Annotated in this window: 20 protein-coding genes; all 20 read right to left on the reverse strand. The window is 29.7% G+C overall.

All coding sequences use genetic code 11. The features are described 5' to 3' along the window. Nucleotides 1-42: 42 nt before the first annotated feature. Nucleotides 43-390 carry a 50S ribosomal protein L19 gene (rplS, locus tag JG776_RS06225; protein ID WP_027307451.1) on the reverse strand — a complete coding sequence of 116 codons (348 nt, stop codon included), beginning with the start codon at nucleotides 388-390 and terminating at the stop codon, nucleotides 43-45. 123 nt (nucleotides 391-513) lie between these two features. Then, nucleotides 514-1,248, reverse strand: a complete 735-nt coding sequence (gene trmD, locus JG776_RS06230) for a tRNA (guanosine(37)-N1)-methyltransferase TrmD (RefSeq protein WP_291965715.1) — start codon at nucleotides 1,246-1,248, stop codon at nucleotides 514-516. Next, nucleotides 1,245-1,748 carry a ribosome maturation factor RimM gene (gene rimM, locus JG776_RS06235; protein WP_027307449.1) on the reverse strand — a complete coding sequence of 168 codons (504 nt, stop codon included), beginning with the start codon at nucleotides 1,746-1,748 and terminating at the stop codon, nucleotides 1,245-1,247. The genes trmD and rimM overlap by 4 nt, the downstream gene beginning before the upstream one ends. Before the next feature lie 53 nt (nucleotides 1,749-1,801). After that, entirely contained in the window at nucleotides 1,802-2,029 is a 228-nt protein-coding gene (locus JG776_RS06240) for a KH domain-containing protein (protein ID WP_027307448.1), read from the reverse strand. A gap of 15 nt (nucleotides 2,030-2,044) precedes the next feature. Beyond that, entirely contained in the window at nucleotides 2,045-2,290 is a 246-nt protein-coding gene (rpsP, locus tag JG776_RS06245) for a 30S ribosomal protein S16 (protein WP_027307447.1), read from the reverse strand. A gap of 35 nt (nucleotides 2,291-2,325) precedes the next feature. Beyond that, nucleotides 2,326-3,666 carry a signal recognition particle protein gene (gene ffh, locus JG776_RS06250; protein WP_291965719.1) on the reverse strand — a complete coding sequence of 447 codons (1,341 nt, stop codon included), beginning with the start codon at nucleotides 3,664-3,666 and terminating at the stop codon, nucleotides 2,326-2,328. A gap of 15 nt (nucleotides 3,667-3,681) precedes the next feature. Further along, nucleotides 3,682-4,014, reverse strand: a complete 333-nt coding sequence (gene ylxM / locus JG776_RS06255) for a YlxM family DNA-binding protein (RefSeq protein WP_291965721.1) — start codon at nucleotides 4,012-4,014, stop codon at nucleotides 3,682-3,684. A gap of 64 nt (nucleotides 4,015-4,078) precedes the next feature. After that, nucleotides 4,079-4,984, reverse strand: a complete 906-nt coding sequence (ftsY, locus tag JG776_RS06260; protein ID WP_291965722.1) for a signal recognition particle-docking protein FtsY — start codon at nucleotides 4,982-4,984, stop codon at nucleotides 4,079-4,081. Nucleotide 4,985: 1 nt separating this feature from the next. Continuing rightward, the gene (gene smc / locus JG776_RS06265; RefSeq protein ID WP_291965724.1) at nucleotides 4,986-8,531 is read right to left on the reverse strand and encodes a chromosome segregation protein SMC; all 3,546 of its coding nucleotides are present in this window, start codon (nucleotides 8,529-8,531) and stop codon (nucleotides 4,986-4,988) included. Nucleotides 8,532-8,888: 357 nt separating this feature from the next. Then, nucleotides 8,889-10,187, reverse strand: a complete 1,299-nt coding sequence (locus JG776_RS06270) for a 2-hydroxycarboxylate transporter family protein (protein WP_291965726.1) — start codon at nucleotides 10,185-10,187, stop codon at nucleotides 8,889-8,891. 135 nt (nucleotides 10,188-10,322) lie between these two features. Further along, nucleotides 10,323-11,864, reverse strand: coding sequence for a citrate lyase subunit alpha (gene citF / locus JG776_RS06275; protein WP_291965728.1), 1,542 nt, complete (start codon nucleotides 11,862-11,864; stop codon nucleotides 10,323-10,325). Continuing rightward, nucleotides 11,854-12,759, reverse strand: a complete 906-nt coding sequence (gene citE / locus JG776_RS06280; protein ID WP_291965730.1) for a citrate (pro-3S)-lyase subunit beta — start codon at nucleotides 12,757-12,759, stop codon at nucleotides 11,854-11,856. Before citE ends, citF begins: the two co-directional genes overlap by 11 nt. Beyond that, nucleotides 12,759-13,055, reverse strand: a complete 297-nt coding sequence (gene citD, locus JG776_RS06285) for a citrate lyase acyl carrier protein (protein ID WP_291965732.1) — start codon at nucleotides 13,053-13,055, stop codon at nucleotides 12,759-12,761. Before citD ends, citE begins: the two co-directional genes overlap by 1 nt. A gap of 67 nt (nucleotides 13,056-13,122) precedes the next feature. Continuing rightward, nucleotides 13,123-14,163, reverse strand: coding sequence for a [citrate (pro-3S)-lyase] ligase (gene citC, locus JG776_RS06290; protein WP_291965735.1), 1,041 nt, complete (start codon nucleotides 14,161-14,163; stop codon nucleotides 13,123-13,125). A 486-nt stretch (nucleotides 14,164-14,649) separates the two neighbouring features. Beyond that, complete coding sequence (locus JG776_RS06295) at nucleotides 14,650-15,627, reverse strand: sugar-binding transcriptional regulator (RefSeq protein ID WP_291965737.1); 978 nt, start codon at nucleotides 15,625-15,627, stop codon at nucleotides 14,650-14,652. A gap of 457 nt (nucleotides 15,628-16,084) precedes the next feature. Next, nucleotides 16,085-16,345: a stage V sporulation protein S gene (locus tag JG776_RS06300; protein WP_027307442.1), complete on the reverse strand. Its 261-nt coding sequence runs from the start codon at nucleotides 16,343-16,345 to the stop codon at nucleotides 16,085-16,087. Nucleotides 16,346-16,422: 77 nt separating this feature from the next. After that, complete coding sequence (locus tag JG776_RS06305; RefSeq protein WP_291965740.1) at nucleotides 16,423-17,487, reverse strand: radical SAM protein; 1,065 nt, start codon at nucleotides 17,485-17,487, stop codon at nucleotides 16,423-16,425. A 4-nt stretch (nucleotides 17,488-17,491) separates the two neighbouring features. Further along, the gene (rnc, locus tag JG776_RS06310; protein WP_291965742.1) at nucleotides 17,492-18,199 is read right to left on the reverse strand and encodes a ribonuclease III; all 708 of its coding nucleotides are present in this window, start codon (nucleotides 18,197-18,199) and stop codon (nucleotides 17,492-17,494) included. A 105-nt stretch (nucleotides 18,200-18,304) separates the two neighbouring features. Beyond that, nucleotides 18,305-18,538 (reverse strand): acyl carrier protein, encoded by a 234-nt coding sequence (acpP, locus tag JG776_RS06315; protein ID WP_291965744.1) that lies wholly within the window; start codon nucleotides 18,536-18,538, stop codon nucleotides 18,305-18,307. Nucleotides 18,539-18,640: 102 nt separating this feature from the next. Further along, on the reverse strand, nucleotides 18,641-19,639 hold the full coding sequence (plsX, locus tag JG776_RS06320; RefSeq protein ID WP_291965746.1) for a phosphate acyltransferase PlsX: 999 nt from the start codon (nucleotides 19,637-19,639) through the stop codon (nucleotides 18,641-18,643). Nucleotides 19,640-19,889 lie beyond the last annotated feature (250 nt).

Raw genomic sequence — 19,889 nt, forward strand, 5'->3', positions numbered from 1 at the left:
AAACATTCTATAAAAGTAAAATGGGACTGATATTCAGCCCCATTAGTCCATAATTTCCTTAACCTTTGTAGCAGCCTTACCTACTCTCTTTCTTAGGTAGTAAAGCTTAGCTCTTCTTACCTTACCTCTTCTTACAACTTCAATCTTGTCAATCATTGGTGAGTGAACTGGGAATGTTCTTTCAACACCTACGCCGTAAGCAATCTTTCTTACTGTAAATGTTTCTCTAAGACCACCATTTTGTCTCTTTAAAACAATTCCTTCGAAAACTTGGATTCTTTCTCTGTTTCCTTCCTTTACCTTTACGTGAACCTTTACAGTATCACCAGGTCCAAAGTTTGGAATATCACTTCTTAATTGTTCTGCTTCAATAGCTCTAATGATATCCATGTCCTTTACCTCCCTTTTATCCTAGACGTTCATGACGTTGCAGAGGAACGCCCGTTTTACACAACGATTATTATAGCATACAAATCCAAATATATCAAGAACATTTTTCATATTTTTGACTCTTTACTCTTCTTTTGACTTTATTATTTCATCTAACATATCCTGTTCTTCTTTGGTTAATTTCTTTTTATTTAACAAATCGGGTCTTCTCTCATATGTTATTTTTAATGATTGATATTTTCTCCACCTTCTAATTTTTTCGTGATGACCAGACAACAGTACATCTGGTACCTTCATACCTCTAAAAACTTCCGGTCTTGTATACTGAGGATATTCTAATAGACCATCATAAAAGGACTCATCTTGATAGCTTTCTTCCTTAGGTAAAACTCCTGGTACTAACCTGCTAATACAATCAATTATTGCCATACTCGCTATTTCTCCACCAGTTAAAACAAAATCACCGATTGAAATTTCTTCGTCTACAATACTTAAAACTCTTTCATCAATTCCCTCATAGTGACCACATAAAATTACAATATGTTCTTTTTGAAGAAATCTTTTCGCATCACTTTGTTCAAACCTTTTGCCCCTTGGTGACATCATTATTGTATATGGTTTTTTCCCATACTTATTTATTATATAGTCAACTGCATTAAATATGGGCTCTGCCTGCATAACCATACCTGCACCGCCACCATATGGGTAATCATCAACTTTTTTGTGCTTGTTATTAGAAAAATCCCTTATATTTATAGGGTTAATTTCAATAATACCATTTTCCTGTGCTTTTTTTAATATACTGTGGTTTAATGCTTCAAACATCTCAGGAAATAAAGTTAATACTTCAAATTTCATCTTAATCCCTCTAATAAATTAATTTTCATAATAGAATTATTTAAATCAACTTGCTTAATAACATCCTTAATTGCAGGTATAAGTAGACTATTATCATCATTTTTTATTTCGTATACATCATTGCTACCTGTACTAAAGACATCCGTTATTTTCCCTAAATACTCTCCTTCTAAAGTATAAACATCAAGGCCTATTAAGTCTGCAATAAAATAAGCATCCTCTTCAAGCTTAACTGCATTTTCCCTATCTACATATAAATATACCTTCTTATATTTTTCAGCCTCTGTCATATTATTTATACCTTCTAATTTCAAAATCACAAGATTTTTAAAATATTTTACTCCCTCAACATTAACCTTTGTATATGCATCCTTATCCTTTATAAACACGAACTTTAGCTTATTAAACCTTTTAACATCATCTGTTAAAGGGTAAACTTTAACTTCTCCCTTAACTCCATGGGTATTTATTATCTGACCAACCTTCAAATAATTTTTCATAATATTACCACCCTTTTATGTTAAAAAGAGTTAGGTAATCCTAACTCTTTTTATTATATTATTTCAACTATAACTCTTTTATTTTCCTTAATTGCAGCGGCCTTAACTACAGTTCTTATAGCCTTTGCAATTCTTCCTTGCTTACCTATAACCTTGCCCATATCCTCTGGAGCAACCTTTAATTCAATAATAACCGATTGCTCTCCAGATATTTCCTTTACCTGAACTTCATCAGGATTGTCAACAAGTGACTTGGCGATTACCTCAACCAATTCCTTCATGGTAATCCACCTCCATTATTCTATAACACCAGCTTTTTTAAATAGACGCTTAACAGTATCTGATGGTTGAGCTCCATTTGCTAACCACTTCTTTGCATTTTCTACATCAATCTTTATATCAGCTGGCTCAGCAATTGGATTGTAGTATCCTATTTCTTCAATGAATCTACCATCTCTTGGTGATCTTGAATCAGCAACAACTATTCTGTAGAAAGGAGCCTTCTTAGCACCCATTCTTCTTAATCTTATCTTTACTGCCATTATTTTCACCTCCTTACAAAGCACGTTGTCATAATTTATTTAAAGAAAGGAAATTTAAATTTCCCTTTTTTCATATTTTTTTGCATATCTCCAAATTGTTTCATCATCTTTCTTGCCTGTTCAAATCCATTTAGTAACTTATTTACTTCTTGAATTGTTGTTCCTGATCCCTTTGCTATTCTCTTCTTTCTACTCGCATTTATAATTGAAGGATTTCTTCTCTCTTCCTTGGTCATTGATTTAATAATTGCTTCTGCATGTAGTAATTCCTTTTCATTTACTTCCATATCACCTAACTTTGATGCATCTACACCTGGTATCATTTTAACTAAATCCTTCAATGGTCCCATCTTTTTCATCTGCTGCATTTGATCAAGGAAATCTTCAAGTGTAAATTCTTGACTTAATATTTTCTTTTCAAGCTCTGCTGCCTTCTTTTCATCAATGGCCTCTTGGGCTTTTTCTATTAGGCTCAATATATCTCCCATTCCAAGTATTCTTGAGGCCATTCTGTCTGGATGAAATACTTCAAAATCATTTAGTTTTTCTCCAGTTCCTACAAACTTTATTGGTGTATTTATAACTGCCTTTACTGATATAGCAGCTCCACCTCTTGTATCCCCATCTAACTTTGTTAGTATAACACCAGTTAGATCAAGATTACTATTAAAGTGTTCTGCTACGTTTACAGCGTCTTGTCCTGTCATTGCGTCAACTACTAACAATATTTCATTTGGTTTTACTTCTGATTTTATATTCTTAAGTTCCTGCATAAGCTCTTCATCTATATGAAGACGTCCTGCAGTATCTATAATAACATAATCTCTTTCTAACTTTTTAGCATTTTCTATACCTGCTTTAGCTATATCCACCGGATTTACCTTGTCACCCAAACTGAAGACAGGGATATCAATTTGGTTACCTAATATTTGTAACTGCTTTATAGCAGCTGGTCTATACACGTCTGCTGCCACAAGAAGTGGCTTTTTATTGTGCTTTTTTAAATGGAGTGCAAGTTTTGCGGCCATTGTAGTCTTACCTGCACCTTGAAGACCAACCAACATAATTACTGTAGGTGGATTATTAGCTGGTTTTAATTTACTTTCTGTGCTTCCCATTAATTTAATTAATTCTTCATTAACTATTTTTATAACCTGCTGTGCTGGAGTTAAACTCTCCATTACCTCTTCTCCAACAGCCCTTTCAGAAACACTATTAATAAAATCCTTAACAACTTTATAGTTAACATCAGCTTCAAGAAGGGCTAATTTAACTTCACGCATTGCATCCTTTACGTCCTTTTCAGTTAATTTACCCTTACCCCTTAATTTTTTAAATGTTTCTTGAAGCTTAGACGTAAGCCCTTCAAAAGCCATAAGATGACCTCCTAATCAAATATCTAAAAGCTTATTTAATATATCCAGTGATTTTTTTATATCATCATATTCTTGATATTTACTCAAAAGATTTTTTATTTTTATAAGCTCCTGTTTCTGTTTTAAAAACCTGTCAACTAAACCTAATTCTTCTTCATAGTCTAAAAGTGCCTTTTCACTTCTTTTTATTATATCGTGTACTGCCTGCCTTGATATGCCATATTCCTCGGCAATCTCTGCAAGCGACATATCCTCTTCAAAATGCCTTGACATTATATCACGTTGTTTTTGAGTTAACAGATTCCTATAAAAATCTAACAAAAGAACAATATAACTTAATCTATCCATATCAGCACATCCCTAAATGATAATAACAAAATATATTGAATGTGTCAAGTATTTTTACTTAACATCAAAACAAAGCATCTGCAAATTCTTTTGGATCAAACTCCTGTAGATCCTCAATTCCCTCTCCTACACCTATCATTGAAACAGGAATATTTAGCTCATTGGCAATTGAAATTACAACTCCACCCTTTGCTGTTCCATCTAATTTTGTTAAAATTAACCCATTTACATTTGCAACATTCATAAACTCTTTTGCTTGATTTAATGCATTTTGACCTGTTGTTGCGTCAAGCACAAGGAAAGTTTTTTTATAGGCATTTTCGTATTCTCTTTCTACTATCCTATTTATTTTTCTAAGCTCCTCCATTAAATTCTTCTTATTATGAAGTCTACCAGCAGTATCACAAATTAATATATCTACTCCTCTCGCCTTTGCTGCTTGAATGGCATCAAAGACAACTGCTGCTGGATCAGCACCCTCTTGATGCTTTATAATATCAACTCCACTTCTTTTAGCCCACACTTCAAGTTGATCTATAGCAGCTGCTCTAAATGTATCTGCTGCTGCAAGCATAACTTTATACCCTTTTTGTTTTAAGTAGTGTGACATTTTACCAATTGAAGTTGTTTTTCCAACTCCATTTACACCAACAACTATATACACAGCAGGAGTTGATTTTGGAATAACTGAATGTTTTTCATTGTCTAAAATATCTGCAATTATTTCCTTCAAAAGTTCCTTAACCTTTAAAGGATCATCTATACGATTTTCCTTAACCTTTTTTCTCAGCATTTCTATTATCTTTGTTGTAGTGCTAACACCAACATCTGATGTTATTAATATCTCCTCTAATTCTTCATATAATTCCTCATCTATTGTCTTTGTAAAGGACAATAGTGCATCTACCTTATCGTTTAATACATTTCTTGTTTTTGTAAGTCCTTGTTTTAGTTTTTCAAACCAAGACATATTATTTTCCTCCCTCTAACTTTAATGAAACAACCTTTGATACTCCCTTTTCCTCCATTGTAACACCATAAAGAGTATCTGCCGCTGCCATTGAACCCTTTCTATGAGTTATTATAATAAATTGTGTCCTTGTTGAATAGTCCTTTAAAAAATCAGCAAATCTATTTACATTGGCATCATCTAATGCCGCTTCTATTTCGTCAAGAACACAAAATGGCGTCGGCTTCATCTTTAATATTGCAAAAATAAGTGCTATCGCAGCAAGACCCCTTTCTCCACCAGATAGTAATGATAATGTTTGAAGTTTTTTACCTGGAGGTTGAACTATAATCTCTATTCCTGAATTTAAGACGTCCTCTCCATCAAGCCTTAAATCTGCATAACCTCCACCAAACAATTCCTTGAAGGTTAAGTTAAAGTTTTCCCTTATAATTCTAAAATTATATTTAAATTGTTCTGTCATCTTTTGAACCATTTCATTTATTACTCCAACCAAGGATTTTTCAGCATTAATCAAATCTTCCCTTTGTTGTTTTAAGAAAGAATATCTTTCAACAACTCTTTTATATTCTTCAATTGAATTAACATTTACATCTCCAAGAGACCTTATATTCGTTTTAAGCTCATTTACTCTTTTTGATATTTCTCCTACATTTTTAATTTCCTTTTTATACTTTACTGCCTGAGGAATTGACAATTCGTACTCTTCCCAAAGTTTATTTGTTAAGACCTCAATCTCATTTTCAAGCTTATTTTTCATAATATCAAGTTTATGAATAGAATTTATAATTGATGCAATACTCTCTTCTATTGCTACAATATCCCTTTCTTTGCTCTGTATTATATCTGTAAATTCCCTCTTCTTTCCCTCAAATAAATAATATTCTTCCTTAACTTTTATAATATCTTCTGCATACTTCTGCAATTCTATTAAATTTTTTCTTATATTTTCTTTAGTTTGTTCTATCTTTATATTTAAATTTTCTATTTCTAATTCATAATTTTTAATCCTATTTTCATAATTATTTTTTTCCTTTTCTAACTGCTTTCTTCTTTCGCTTATTCCCTCTAAAATTTTATTTTTTTCTGCATATAATATTCTTTTATCTGTTAGTTCCTTATAAAGAACATCCTTTTTAACCTGTAAATCCTTAATATCTCTTTGAGTATTCTCAACATATTCTTGAATTAAAGATTGCTTTTCCTCTAAAAGCTTCAATTGCTGTTCTCTTTCCTCAAGCTTTTTCTTTACATTTTGAGTTTCTATTTCAATATGTTCTAATTCTACTTCAATATCCTTTATATTTTTATTTATATCTTCAATTTGTTTTTCATAAAATAGCTGTTTTCCAACTAATATCTGTATTTCCTTTTCAATTGATTTTATTTCCTGCTCTATCTCATTCTTTTTAATAAAATAATCATTGATCTTTTCATTATTTAAAGCAATATTTTTATCATACTTTAGAGCTGTTTCCTTTAGTGTCTTTATATCTGTATTTAATTCTTCAATCTCATTTTTTCTTGAAAAAATACCGTGGCTTTTAGCTACACTACCTCCAGTAAAGCTTCCACCAGCATTTATAACATCTCCCTCTAATGTAACTATCCTTAGAGCATAATCTATTTCCTTTGCTATATTTTTTGCATTTTCTAAATTATCACAAATGAGAACCCTGCCTAAAATATTTCCAACTACATTTTTATACACTTCATCAAAACTTACAATCTCATTAGCAAGTCCTAAATATCCAGACATCTGTTTTATCTTTTGGTCTATTATATATGGTTTATATTTAACAGTATTTAATGGATAGAAGGTAACCCTTCCTATATTATTCTTTTTAAGAACATCTATAAGCTGTATTGCTACACTCTCATTTTTAACAACAATATTTTGAATAGCAGCACCAAGTGCAATTTCAACTGCAACTTCATACCCTTTTGGAACTTTAATAATATCTGATACTGCACCTAAAACACCAAAATTCTCTTTATAATTTGTCAAAATATATTTTGTAGCTTTATTAAATCCCTCTAATTCATTTTCCATAGAAACTAAAGCATTACATCTTGCCTCTTTTGACCTTAGATCTGAAATAAGATTATTTTTTTCTGATTGTAATCTCTTTCCTTCCTGTTCTAAAAAACTAATCTGTTGAAGAACTGAATTAAATAAATCGGTTTTATTTTTCCTTTTTTCACTTAAATTATTATAATTAATATCATTTTTTTCTTTTTCCTTCTTAACTTTTTCTAACTCTTCTTCCTTTTGACTTCTTATATAATTTATTTGTTCTTTACGTCTATCAAAATTTTGTAATGTTATTTCATAAGAACTAATTTTATTTTTTTCTTGAGATATATCATTAAGAAGCTGAAGCAAATTTGATTTCTTCTCATCTATATCAGACTCTATTGTGATATATTTTTGGTTTAAATTATTATATTCCTTTTCAATTTTATCTATCTCATTCTTGATTAATTGTATCTCATCTAATACCTCATTATTATCTAATCCTAAGTTTTGTATACTTGATTCTACCTCTAAAATATATTCTTTGTTATTCTCAATTTCATTCTTTAACCTATCTATTTCATTTATAAAGTTTGCATATCTCTCATTTAATACTTTAATTTCACCCTGCTTATTTTCTTGATTCTTTTCAAGTTCCAATCTTTCTGTTGAAACTCTTTCTAATTCCTTTTCTATTTCAACAAGGTTTTGCTTTAAAGAAACTACCTCTTCCTTTAAAATTTGCTTTCTTTTTTCTTCCTGTTCCTTGGTTTGGTTTATTTCATCCGAATCTACTGTAATTTTTTTATATTTTTCTCTTGCCTCATTATAATTGTTTAATATTAAGTTTATTTCCAATTCCTTTAATTCTTCTTTAAATGATAAATATTTTTTAGCAACCTCGGATTGTTCCCTCAAAGGTTCAATCTGTGATTCTAATTCCGAAATGATATCATCGATTCTTAATAGATTTTGTCTTGTATTTTCAAGCTTTCTTTCTGCCTCTAACTTTCTTGTCTTGTATTTTACTATACCAGCAGCTTCTTCAAATAAATTTCTTCTATCCTCTGAACGCGTACTTAAAATTTCATCTACTCTTCCTTGTCCGATTAAAGAATATCCATCCTTACCTATCCCTGTATCCATAAAAATCTCTTGAATATCCCTTAATCTACAGGGTGTATTATTAATTAAATATTCACTTTCACCAGAACGGTAAAGTCTTCTTGTAACTGTTATTTCTGTATATTCAATTGGAACAATTCCATCAGAATTATCGATTGTTAAAGAAACCTCTGCACAGCCCAATGGTTTTCTTGTCTCTGTTCCTGCAAAAATAACATCCTCCATCTTTGCTCCTCTTAAAGTTTTGGCACTCTGTTCTCCTAAAACCCATCTTATAGCATCAGATATATTACTTTTACCACTACCATTTGGACCTACTATTGCAGTAATTCCTCCATTAAAATCAAGTTCAATTTTATCTGCAAATGACTTAAAACCCTTAACTTCAATTCGTTTTAAATACAATCTTAACACCCTCTCTAAATGTAAAAAAATAAAAATGCACTTATGTTCTGGTGTCCCATAAAAAATCTAACATATCTATTTTAATTATATAATTAAACAGGTGTCAAGCTAAGTTGAAAAATATAGTTTTATATACAAGAAACGTTTAAAATATTTTTATTTAATAAAAAATTATAGTTTAGTGATTATAATAATACAGATAGAAAGAGTTTATTGATATAAAAAGGACAGGCACTCTAATAATTGAATACCTATCCTTTATCTTTTAAAATTTTTATAAAATTAATCGTATATTTATCATTTTAACTTTTAAAAATGAAAAGTTTTAAAAAAACAAACCAAACAAAATACTTGCAATTACAAGCATAATTCCCCACCAATTCTTGATGATATTTGTGCCCAAGATATTAAATCCATTCTTTTAGCTGCACCTAAAACAGCTATATCACCTGAGCCACCTCTATTTGACATACATAATCCAGCTGTAATTGCTGATTCTATTGGATAAAAACCTATAAAGTATCCAAAAGCTGCAGTAGCCACAACCGCACCTATTACTATAAATGTTGAAACTATTATATTTGAAAGATTTATTGCAGCTATTATTTCCCCTAAATCTGTATTTGCAACTCCGACTCCAATCATAATTACCCATAAAAATTGTCCAGAAAAGAAACTTTGGAGCTTTTTAGTACCTTGTTTTAGTTGTTCAGGTATAAGATCTAATCCATTAAATAATGCTACTAATAAAACCATATATGCAAAAGTATGTATTTGTACTCCAAATATAGTTGGTAATAATTTTTTACTTAATAAATTCGAAAGAATAAAGAATCCCGTACACATTACGAAACCTGCTGCCAAATCACGATTTGTTAATTTAACCTCCTTCTTTACATCTTTAAAATTAGTATCTTTTGCTCTAATCAATTCACCATTTCCTGTTAATTCTGGTTTTTTATTACCTAATTTATTAAGTAACGCCGCAATTATAATCGATATAATATTAGCAATAGTAAGAATAGGTAAAGCAAAAGACAAAAACTGCTTAGAGTCATTTCCAGTAACTGATGAATATATTTGGCTCATAGGTATAGCTCCTGCACCTGTTCCTCCCCCCATAATTGGAAGGACATACATTGTTAATACTTTTTCAGGACTAATACCTGTTATTAATCCACCTAATACACCAAAAATCATTGCTCCAATAATACCTGCTAATATTGTTGGAATATAACCAGTTAATGCTTTTATCAAAAGTTTTCTATTTACAGCTAATATACTACCAGTAATTAAAACAGAAATAAATAAATTTAAAAAATTTGTAGATTCATAAAACGCTGTAATTGTTTCAGCAGTTTTTTGTGGCATGATGCCTGCATATACTAAGTATGCCGAACCTAAAAAGGCCAAAATTGCTCCACCACCAATATACTCATTCCAAATAGGTATTCTATCGCCAATCTCACCAAGTATAGCTCCTAATATTAAAGTAATTCCTAATGCTCCTACAATATCTCCTGGAAGAACATCAAATAACGAGGCTGAAATAATTGCTACTGCAAAAACAAAAAACAGAGGCAAAGGAATTCCATATAATTGTATTTTATTAACTCTCATAACTTTATACCCTTTGGTACTCTCTAACTTTTCCATAACTATTCCCCCTATTTTAAATATTTTTCTTTGACAAAGTTTTCAATTCTTATTAGTCATAAATAATTAATATAATTCTCAGTTTTGCATAAAACAACTAATTTTCTCCCCAAATATAAAACTTATAAAATATATTTACTTAACCTGTCTAATTATATCAATTATTGTCCCATCTCTATATTCGATTAAACCTACAATTTTTTCTCCATATTCTATCTGTTTAGGTTTTCCAACTATTTCTTCTGCTTTTTCTTTTAAGCTTTCAATTGTACATATAGGTAAATTTGTTTTTGAAAGTCTTTCTATTAAATCCCTTCTTCTTGGATTTATAGCAATACCTCTATCTGTTACTACAACATCTATTGTTTCACCAGGAGTAACAACTGTATTAACCTTATCAACAATTGTTGCTAATCTACCTCTTATTAATGGTGCCACTACAATAGACAATTTAGAACCAGCAGCTGTATCACAATGTCCCCCAGATGCCCCTCTGATAACTCCATCAGAACCTGTAATAACATTCACATTAAATTCAACATCTACCTCTAAAGCACTTAAAATAACAATATCTAAAAGATTAACAGCACATCCCTTATTATGAGGATTTGCATAAAAACTAGCATCTATTTCAACATGATTTGGATTATTTCCAACTGACTTAGCAGCAATCAAATCAAAAGATTGAACATCGTATAATTTATTTATTAACCCTTCTTCCATCATTTCTACAAATTGTCCTGTTATACCACCTAATGCAAAGCTTGCCTTTATATTTTCTTTTATCATTATTTCTTTAATAAACCTTGCAACTGCAAGTGAGGCACCACCCGTACCACATTGGATAGAAAAACCATTTACTAAATAACCCGATTCTTTAATTACTTGTGCAGCATATTTAGCAATTAATAATTCTCTGGGATTTTTGGTATACCTTGTGGCACCTGATACTATTCCTTTTGGATCACCAATTGAATCTAACAAGATAATATAATCTACGTCTGTTTGTGAAATACTGGCTGGTACATTAGGATAAGGAACTATGTTATCTGTAATAAGTATAACTTTATCAGCATATTGAGCATCTACTTTAGCATATCCTAATGATCCGCAAAAGGACTTTCCAAAATATCCATTGGCATTACCATATTCATCACATGTAGGTACTCCCAAGAAAGCTACATCAATTTTTAGTTCTCCTGATTCAATTGCTCTAGCCCGTCCACCATGAGAGCGAATCTTTACTGGATATTCTAATATTCCATTTGAAATTGCATCCGCAAGAGGTCCTCTTAACCCACTAGTTTCAATTTTTGTAATAACTCCATTTTTAATATGTTCTATCAATGGTGCATGCACACTATTTAATGAACTAGGTGCCAATGTAATATTCTTAATACCCAATTTAGATATAGTATCCATAACTAAATTAATAATAAAGTCTCCTTCTCTAAAATGATGATGAAATGAAATTGTCATGCCATCTTTTAGTCCGCTTTTAATAATTGCTTCTTCAATACTTTTTAGTATTTTTCCCTCTTTAGGCGGTACTGCAGAAATTTTTCTTCCATACTTTCTACCTGTAGGTTTAGTACTAAAAGGACCTTGGTAAGGTTTTAATTCCCCTATCCCTTCTATATAAGCCGGTATTTTTCTTCCAATACTATTAATAATCACTTTTTTCACCTCCTTTCATTTTATATACACCTGATGCTTCTGCTAATGTTAATATCCAATTAGCTCTTTCTATTATTGGCTTATCTATCATTTTTCCATCCATTGAAACAACACCTGATCCCTTTGCTAATGCTTCTCTACTTGCTTTAATTATACGAATAGATTTTTCTATTTCTTTTTCAGTAGGTGTGAATATTTGGTGTACTACATCTATTTGTCTAGGATTAATTACTGACTTACCATCAAACCCCAATTGTTTTATGAGTTTAACTTCGTTAGCAAATCCTTCATCATCATTAACATCTGAAAAAACTGTATCTATAGCATATATGCCAGCAGCTCTAGCTGCAATTAATATTAAACTCCTTGCCGTTAATAGTTCTATTCCCTCTATGGACCGTGTTGTTTTCATATCTGTAACAAAATCCTCTGCTCCGAGAGCAATACCTACTAAACGCGAACTTGAAGTTGCTATTTCATAAGCATTTTTAATTCCTAATGCACTTTCAATAGCTGCCATAAGCTTAATTGTTCCAACTTCCATACCTATCTTTTTTTCAATTTTTTCAATTACTTTTTCCACTTCAATTACATCTCTTGGAGTTTCTGTTTTTGGTAATCTAATAATATCTGGTTTAACTCTAACTATCGCTTCTAAATCTTGCAATCCAAAGGGTGTATCAAGACCATTTATTCTAACTGCTATTTCTGTACCTTCATAATCTATATTTTTTAAACAATTATACACTAATAACCTTGCTGCATCTTTTTCATTTATAGATACCGAATCTTCTAAATCAAACATAATTGTGTCGGCACCAAATATATGTGCATCTTTAACCATACTAGGATTATTTCCTGGCACATACATCATTGTTCTTCTTAATCTTACCATTAATTTACCTCCTCCCAATTTAAATTTTGTTTTTCTGTTGCCCTAAAAACTGCCGTTTGCACTCTTGCCTTAATCACACAATCTAATGCACCTTTATCATTTACTTTTACAATCGCATCTCTAATACCCAATTCAGCTAATGTATCTATAATCACTTTTTTTATTTGTTCTCCATATTGTTTTTCAACAACACTTTTTAATTCTAAAACAATTCCTTGATCTAAATTAGGCTCTACAACTACCAAAATATCACTCGATTCCAAAGTACCTGCACTTGCTACTCTTTTTATTTTCATACTTTCCCTCCTCATACATTTTAATCTTAAAGCTAATTTGAAACTATAAAATTCAAAGTATCTATTTTTAATATACAGAATTCTTTATCTTATCAATTATCTTTTGTCCTTCTGATGATGTTAAAAAATTATAAGTAGTCAATGGTACTATTTTCTTTACATCTACAATTTTACCTTCCTTTAATAGCTTTCTGACTCTTGATGCACTTATAACTTCATTACCGATTTTCTTTCTTGGTAACTCTATAACTTCTACCCCATATTTAGGAAGTATGCTTTTCATTGTATTGTTATAGTAAGCTGTTAATTCACACAAAGGCTCTTCTCCTACATATCTACGGTTAATATTAAGAATTGGAACAAAATACCTGGTAAAAATTTCAATATCTAAAAGTGCATGAATTTTTGCTGCATCATCATACTTTTTTAAAAAATACGACGGAAATGTGGCATTAGAAATCAAATAATCATTCGTTTGACACACAGTAACATTTTTTAAATGTTTAGTTCCCTCTTTAACTAAATTAAAACGAATTTCTGTTGAAAAATCAGATTTATCTTCAGATACAACAAACACATAAACCCAATCACTATCCATAGAAGCTTTTTCAATCAAATATTGATGTCCTAAAGTAAACGGATTACAGTTAACTACAACTGATGATATAATATAACCTTTTGTTTTTGGTAATGGTATATTTTTTATGAATTTTTCAATTCCGTTATTTTCATTTTCTAACAAAACGACTTCATCAAAAACCTCCGCTATTTTATAAAAACCCAAGTCTAAAAATATATCTAAATTTTTAGGCTTTGTATAAACAAATAATTGTTTTCGTCCTTTATTGTATGCTTTGTTTAATAGATGTGAAATTATTTTATTAGTAATTGCCATACCTTGATATTTTTCTTCTACAGAAACATATTTAATTACCTTGCCATCTAACGAACCAGTAGCTATTACCTTATCTACATCTAATAGAACATAAGTATATTCAGTATTGTTATCATATCTTAAACCTTGTTTTGAAAGAAATTCAGATACTAATTCACTTAAATAACTGTCGTAACCTTCAATAAAACATTCTTTTAAGTATATGAATTCCATATACTATTCACCTCTTAATCAAAAGTAAATATTTTTATATTTTTAATTTTCTTAATATTATAATAGCAATTAAATTGTTACTTGTCAAACATTTGTTGTTTAATTTAACATTTGTTATTATAATATTTAATGTAGAACAATTTATTTTAGTTATAAATTGTTAGTGTGTCAAATACTTTCTCTGTTTTAACATCATCATTTGTTAATATAATTAACATTTGTTTTGTATAAAACGAATTTACAAATCTATTTAATACCAAACATATAAAACAATTGTTATAAATAATATTTATTAAGCTCTTATACATTTTCAATAATAATTGCCTCAAAGTTTATATAAATAAACCATATATTTTTAAAATATTGGTTCATCAAACATTATGAGCAAAAAATTAAAAGGAGTTATTGGATTGAAATACATTCCAACAACTCCTTTTAATTTTAATAGATTTAATTTATACAATTAAAAATCCACACATTTAATCTTTAATTGTAGACATCTGCCAATGATAACACTTTTAATGCAGTTGCCTCATCAGTAATTAATACATTTATATATTGTCCTCTCAATGCTCCCAATATTGCCTTTGCCTTAAATTTACCAGAAACAACCCCAATAGTATATTTAACTTTGCGAAAATCCTCTAAATCTAATCCTATAACCTTTTTATTGATATCTGCATCTATTTCATTTCCATTAACATCAAATAACCTAGCATAAATACAACCAACCGATTTTTCTAAATCAACGCTTAAGTTCTTATTTGAATTTAAATAATTTGCCCAATGAGAAGATGCGAAAACTGCATCAATTGTACCAATTCCAGTTAATACAATGTCACATTTTGTAGCTAAAAATAATGTATCATTGACAACAGGTTCTTGTAATAAAGTTTTTCTAGCATAATCATTGTCTATGTATAAAGGAGCATATAAATATTTATATTTTCCACCATAAGCATCTGCAAACTTTCTTATTAATTCATGAGAATCAACAAGTGGATTGTCCTTCGCTGCTGCTCCAAGAACTTGAACAGCAGTGATATTTTTCTTATTCTGTGGTCTAATATTCTTAATTACACTATAGAGAGTTTTACCCCATAATATTCCTACTATAGAATTATCAGTGATTATTCTATCTATATATTCAGCCCCTAATTTTCCTAACGAATGAATGGTCTCATCATTTGACATCATATGGTTGTTTAATACTATAGCTTCCTTTAATTGAAAATGTTTAACTAATAAATTCTCTATATCTGTTGACCTCTCCTTAGGATGATTAATTATAATTTCAACAACATTTTTTTCTTTAGCTTCTTGCAAAAGTTTTGCAACTTTAAAACGTGAAGTCGATAAATGTTTTGCGATTTCAGTTTGAGTCATATCTTTTTCATAATACATAGTAGCTAAATTCACAAGAAATTTTATTTTATCTAATTCGTTTAATTTTTCATAATCCATATTAAACAACCCCTTATAATCTTATTTTAATTATATTTTAATTATATCTTAATTAAAATGTATGATATTACTTCGATGATATTTTTATATATTACTCTTGAAAGTTACAATTTTATTTTATTAAATAATATTTTATTTTTAAAAAGTACATACAATGAGTTAAATGTATGTTGAACAAAAAATATTAAGTATATATTTTTTAAGCTAACTGTATATATTATAAAAAAACATATTAAATATTGCAATATATGAGAAAAATATTTTGTAATAATATCCAATATATACCTTGCTATTATAAAAACAATATAAACTACTTTGTTTTTTATAAATAACCAACTTTGAATTATCTTCCCAAATTATTTACATAATACCATAAACAAAGTGCCATAAATGAGTAAAAGCATTACATACTTCTACTATTTATGGCACTTGCTTATAATCATTATATTAATTTTAATTATCTTGGTTCCACAATAAATTTGATCGCTGTTCTTTCTTCCCCATCTATTTCAACTTCTGAAAATGCTGGGATAACAACCAAGTCAATGCCATTTGGTGCTACAAAACCTCTTGTTATTGCAATAGCCTTTATTGCTTGATTTACTGCACCTGCACCTATAGCTTGTATTTCTGCTGATGCTCTTTCTCTTAAAGTTGCAGCTAAAGCTCCTGCTACAGCCTTTGGTTGTGATTGAGCTGATACCTTTAATACTTCCATATATAACTCCTCCTTCATATAGACTATAATTATCACTCTCCTATTATGTATTCTATATAAAGGAGTTTTTTCCTTCTTTATATAATCGAGTTAATATAATCAAATAACGACATTTTATAACATTTTTCTTCGTTTCTTAAGCATATTTCAAATAAATCTAAATCAGTAGATTGGTGTACCTTGACCTTTTTGTCGGAAATTTGTTGTAAAGTGTCGTTAAAAAATCTTTTCTTATCTGAATACATTTTTGATAACGTTTTTTGATTAACAATCAATTCTATTGATTTTGATTCTTTAAAATACATATTAATATAATATAAAATCATATCATTTAATAAGCTTGATTCAACAAGCTCTCTAAAAGCTGGATGAAAAGGCCCCGCAACTACATTTTTGCCAAGAGTAAAGTCATCTGAAACCTGTAGACCTATTTTCATTATATAAATATTATTTTTATAAAATAGTTTATAAAGTTCTTTACATATATACACAGCATCTATTAATTCTAAAGGTTTATACATACCTTTTCTATATAATACCTCCAAATAGGTATCCTTAACTACAAGCGTTGGATAAATTCTAACAAAATCAGGTTTTAATTCAATAAATTTTTTTGCAGTATATATATCCTTTTCAAAGGAATCTCCATAAAGCCCCACCATCATTTGAAGACCTAATTTAAAGCCATATTCTTTTATTAATTTTGAGGCATTAACAACATCTTCACTACTATGTCCCCTACACTGTCTCATTAATACATCATCATCCATTGATTGTGCACCAAGCTCTATATTCTTCACACCATATTTTTTAAGATTATCAAGTATTTCCCTATCAATATAATCTGGTCTTGTAGACAATCTAATCTCATCAACTAATCCTTTATCTACATACTCCTTGGCTATACTTAAAAATTCCTTCTGTTTTTCTATTTCTATCCCTGTAAAACTTCCTCCAAAAAAAGAAATCTCAATATGTGAATTATTTCTATCTATAGTTTTTAGATGTTCTTCAATTATCTTATAAACATCTTCAACCTCTACATCATTGTATTGACCTGTAATTCTTTTTTGATTACAGAAAATACAATCGTGAGGACACCCCTTATGTGGAACAAAAATTGGTATTATAAAATGCTTCATATTACTAATCAACTCCTAATGTTCTCAATGCTTCCCTTGCTGCATTTTGTTCTGCCTCTTTTTTACTCTTTCCTATTCCCTTGCCATATAAAGTATCATCAAGATAAACATTAATTTCAAATGTTTTATTATGATCAGGTCCATATTCATTTGCTACCCTATACACAATTTTTTTATTTATATCTCTTTGAACATACTCCTGTAGTTTAGATTTATAATCATTGTAGTTTATATCATTGCTGAATAGTTCAATTTTTTCCTCTAAATTCTTAATAACAAACTTCTTAGCCTTTTCATATCCCCTATCAAGATATATTGCAGCTATTACTGCTTCACAGCAATCCGCAAGGAGAGAATCCTTTTCTCTCCCTCCAGTAAGTTCTTCACCTTTTCCTATCCTTAAATATTCATTAAACTTTAATCTTCTTGCTATCTCTGCCAAAGAGGACTCACAAACAACTGCTGCTCTAATCCTCGTTAATTTACCTTCGTGCTTATTTTTAAACTTTTTAAATAGATATTCACTTACTATTAAACTTAAAACTGAATCACCTAAAAACTCCAATCTCTCGTTATGGGAATTATATCCTAAATTAAACTGATTTGCATATGAACTATGCGTTAGTGCAATATCTAATAAACCTATATTTTCAAAATCCACATCAATTATTTCTTCTAAACGCTTTAACTGTTTCTTTCTTATTTTATCCATATAAAGCCCCCTAATGATTTTTTTGTCACATTTCATAAGTTAACTTTATATTAATAAAATTAACTTATGAAATATGTTAAAAGCCCCGAATAAATCGGGACTATGTTAAAAATCTGTATTTTCCTTTATGTACTCAACAACATCTCCAACAGTTTGGATTTTTTCTGCCTCTTCATCTGGGATTTCTAAATCGAACTCATCCTCAAGAGCCATTATTAACTCAACAACATCTAATGAATCAGCACCTAAATCATCCATAAATGATGATTCCATTGTTATATCCTCAGGATCTATTCCTAAAACTTCTGAAATTCTTTCCTTAACTCTTTCAAATATCATAAGTTCACCTCCCTTCAAACTCAACTATATAATATTACATATAATGTAAAGAGTCAACATAAATTATTATTTCTTATTTATATTATGAATAGATTATATTTCTTATTCAATATTTATCTTAACTAACTCTTCCTTTATATCATCAAGTATTCCGCCATCATAGGCAGCTTTAGCTTGTCTTATTGCATTTTTAAAGGCCTTTGCATTTGAGCTTCCATGTGCCTTTATAACTAACCCATCAACACCAAGTAGTATTGCCCCTCCATATTCTGTATAGTCAAATTTTCTTTTAAAATTTTTAAATACAGGTTTTAAAAGAAGTCCTCCTATCTTACTTCTTAAAGTTGACATTATTTCCTTTTTCAAAATTTCAAATATGGTACCTGCTACTCCTTCATATACCTTTAAAATCATATTTCCCGTAAATCCATCACACACAACAACTTGAACATCTCCATTTGGTATATCTCTGCCTTCTATATTACCTACAAATCCATTTATTTTATTTTTTATAAGTTCAAAGCTTTGTTTTGTCAATTCATTACCCTTTTCTTCCTCTGAACCTATATTTGCAAGTGCTATCTTAGGATTATTAATTCCCAAAACCTTATTTACATACACTTCTCCCATCATAGCAAATTGTAATAAATTGTTAGGTTTACAATCTGCGTTTGCTCCAGCATCAACAATTACAAATGGGCCATTTTTACCTGGCAATACCGGAGTCAAAGCAGCTCTATCGATTCCTTTTATCCTTCCTAATAGGAATATACCTCCTGCTAAAATAGCACCTGTACTTCCAGCAGATATAAGTGCGTCAGCTTTTCCTTCCTTTAATAATTTAAATGCAATAACTAATGATGAATCTTTTTTCCTTCTTATAGCCATAGTTGGTGATTCATTGTTCTCAATAATATCTGTAGCATTAACAATTTCAATATTCAATCCAGTAGTATCATACTTTTTTATTTCATTTTTTACTTCCTCTTCTCTACCTACTAAAATAATATCTAAATTGAATTCCTTTGCAGCTTCAACTGCACCCTTTACTATCTCCTGTGGAGCATTATCTCCACCCATTGCATCTATTACTACTCTCATTGTATCCCTCCTTACGTTGTTAATTTTTAGTATACTATTTTTATAAATTAATTCAAGATAGTTGTAAATACTAAAATTTTTATTTTAACATAGTCTAATAATAAACCAATGAAATAATTTTATTTGGAACAAATTTTTTATATAAAAAAAGGGTTCTATAATAAATGTTGGGGCGTAGCCTCAGCATATTTTTTTACAAAAAAAATATGCACCTGTTTTAGATGCCTGGTAAAATTAAATTAACTACAAA

This window comes from Caloramator sp. (genome assembly GCF_020054765.1).
Classification (GTDB): domain Bacteria; phylum Bacillota; class Clostridia; order Clostridiales; family Caloramatoraceae; genus Thermobrachium; species Thermobrachium proteoclasticum.

What these genes read in the sequence shown, in the direction of transcription:
- plsX (WP_291965746.1), bottom strand. Translation starts at nt 19,639, where the DNA reads ATGAGAGTAGTAATAGATGCAATGGGTGGAGATAATGCTCCACAGGAG.
- citC (WP_291965735.1), bottom strand. Translation starts at nt 14,163, where the DNA reads ATGGAATTCATATACTTAAAAGAATGTTTTATTGAAGGTTACGACAGT.
- ffh (WP_291965719.1), bottom strand. Translation starts at nt 3,666, where the DNA reads ATGGCTTTTGAAGGGCTTACGTCTAAGCTTCAAGAAACATTTAAAAAA.
- rplS (WP_027307451.1), bottom strand. Translation starts at nt 390, where the DNA reads ATGGATATCATTAGAGCTATTGAAGCAGAACAATTAAGAAGTGATATT.
- citD (WP_291965732.1), bottom strand. Translation starts at nt 13,055, where the DNA reads ATGAAAATAAAAAGAGTAGCAAGTGCAGGTACTTTGGAATCGAGTGAT.
- ylxM (WP_291965721.1), bottom strand. Translation starts at nt 4,014, where the DNA reads ATGGATAGATTAAGTTATATTGTTCTTTTGTTAGATTTTTATAGGAAT.
- JG776_RS06240 (WP_027307448.1), bottom strand. Translation starts at nt 2,029, where the DNA reads ATGAAGGAATTGGTTGAGGTAATCGCCAAGTCACTTGTTGACAATCCT.
- JG776_RS06305 (WP_291965740.1), bottom strand. Translation starts at nt 17,487, where the DNA reads ATGAAGCATTTTATAATACCAATTTTTGTTCCACATAAGGGGTGTCCT.
- acpP (WP_291965744.1), bottom strand. Translation starts at nt 18,538, where the DNA reads ATGATATTTGAAAGAGTTAAGGAAAGAATTTCAGAAGTTTTAGGAATA.
- rnc (WP_291965742.1), bottom strand. Translation starts at nt 18,199, where the DNA reads ATGGATAAAATAAGAAAGAAACAGTTAAAGCGTTTAGAAGAAATAATT.
- trmD (WP_291965715.1), bottom strand. Translation starts at nt 1,248, where the DNA reads ATGAAATTTGAAGTATTAACTTTATTTCCTGAGATGTTTGAAGCATTA.
- JG776_RS06300 (WP_027307442.1), bottom strand. Translation starts at nt 16,345, where the DNA reads ATGGAAGTATTAAAGGTATCAGCTCAATCACAACCAAAGGCTGTAGCA.
- JG776_RS06270 (WP_291965726.1), bottom strand. Translation starts at nt 10,187, where the DNA reads ATGGAAAAGTTAGAGAGTACCAAAGGGTATAAAGTTATGAGAGTTAAT.
- ftsY (WP_291965722.1), bottom strand. Translation starts at nt 4,984, where the DNA reads ATGTCTTGGTTTGAAAAACTAAAACAAGGACTTACAAAAACAAGAAAT.
- rpsP (WP_027307447.1), bottom strand. Translation starts at nt 2,290, where the DNA reads ATGGCAGTAAAGATAAGATTAAGAAGAATGGGTGCTAAGAAGGCTCCT.
- rimM (WP_027307449.1), bottom strand. Translation starts at nt 1,748, where the DNA reads ATGAAAAATTATTTGAAGGTTGGTCAGATAATAAATACCCATGGAGTT.
- citE (WP_291965730.1), bottom strand. Translation starts at nt 12,759, where the DNA reads ATGGTAAGATTAAGAAGAACAATGATGTATGTGCCAGGAAATAATCCT.
- JG776_RS06295 (WP_291965737.1), bottom strand. Translation starts at nt 15,627, where the DNA reads ATGGATTATGAAAAATTAAACGAATTAGATAAAATAAAATTTCTTGTG.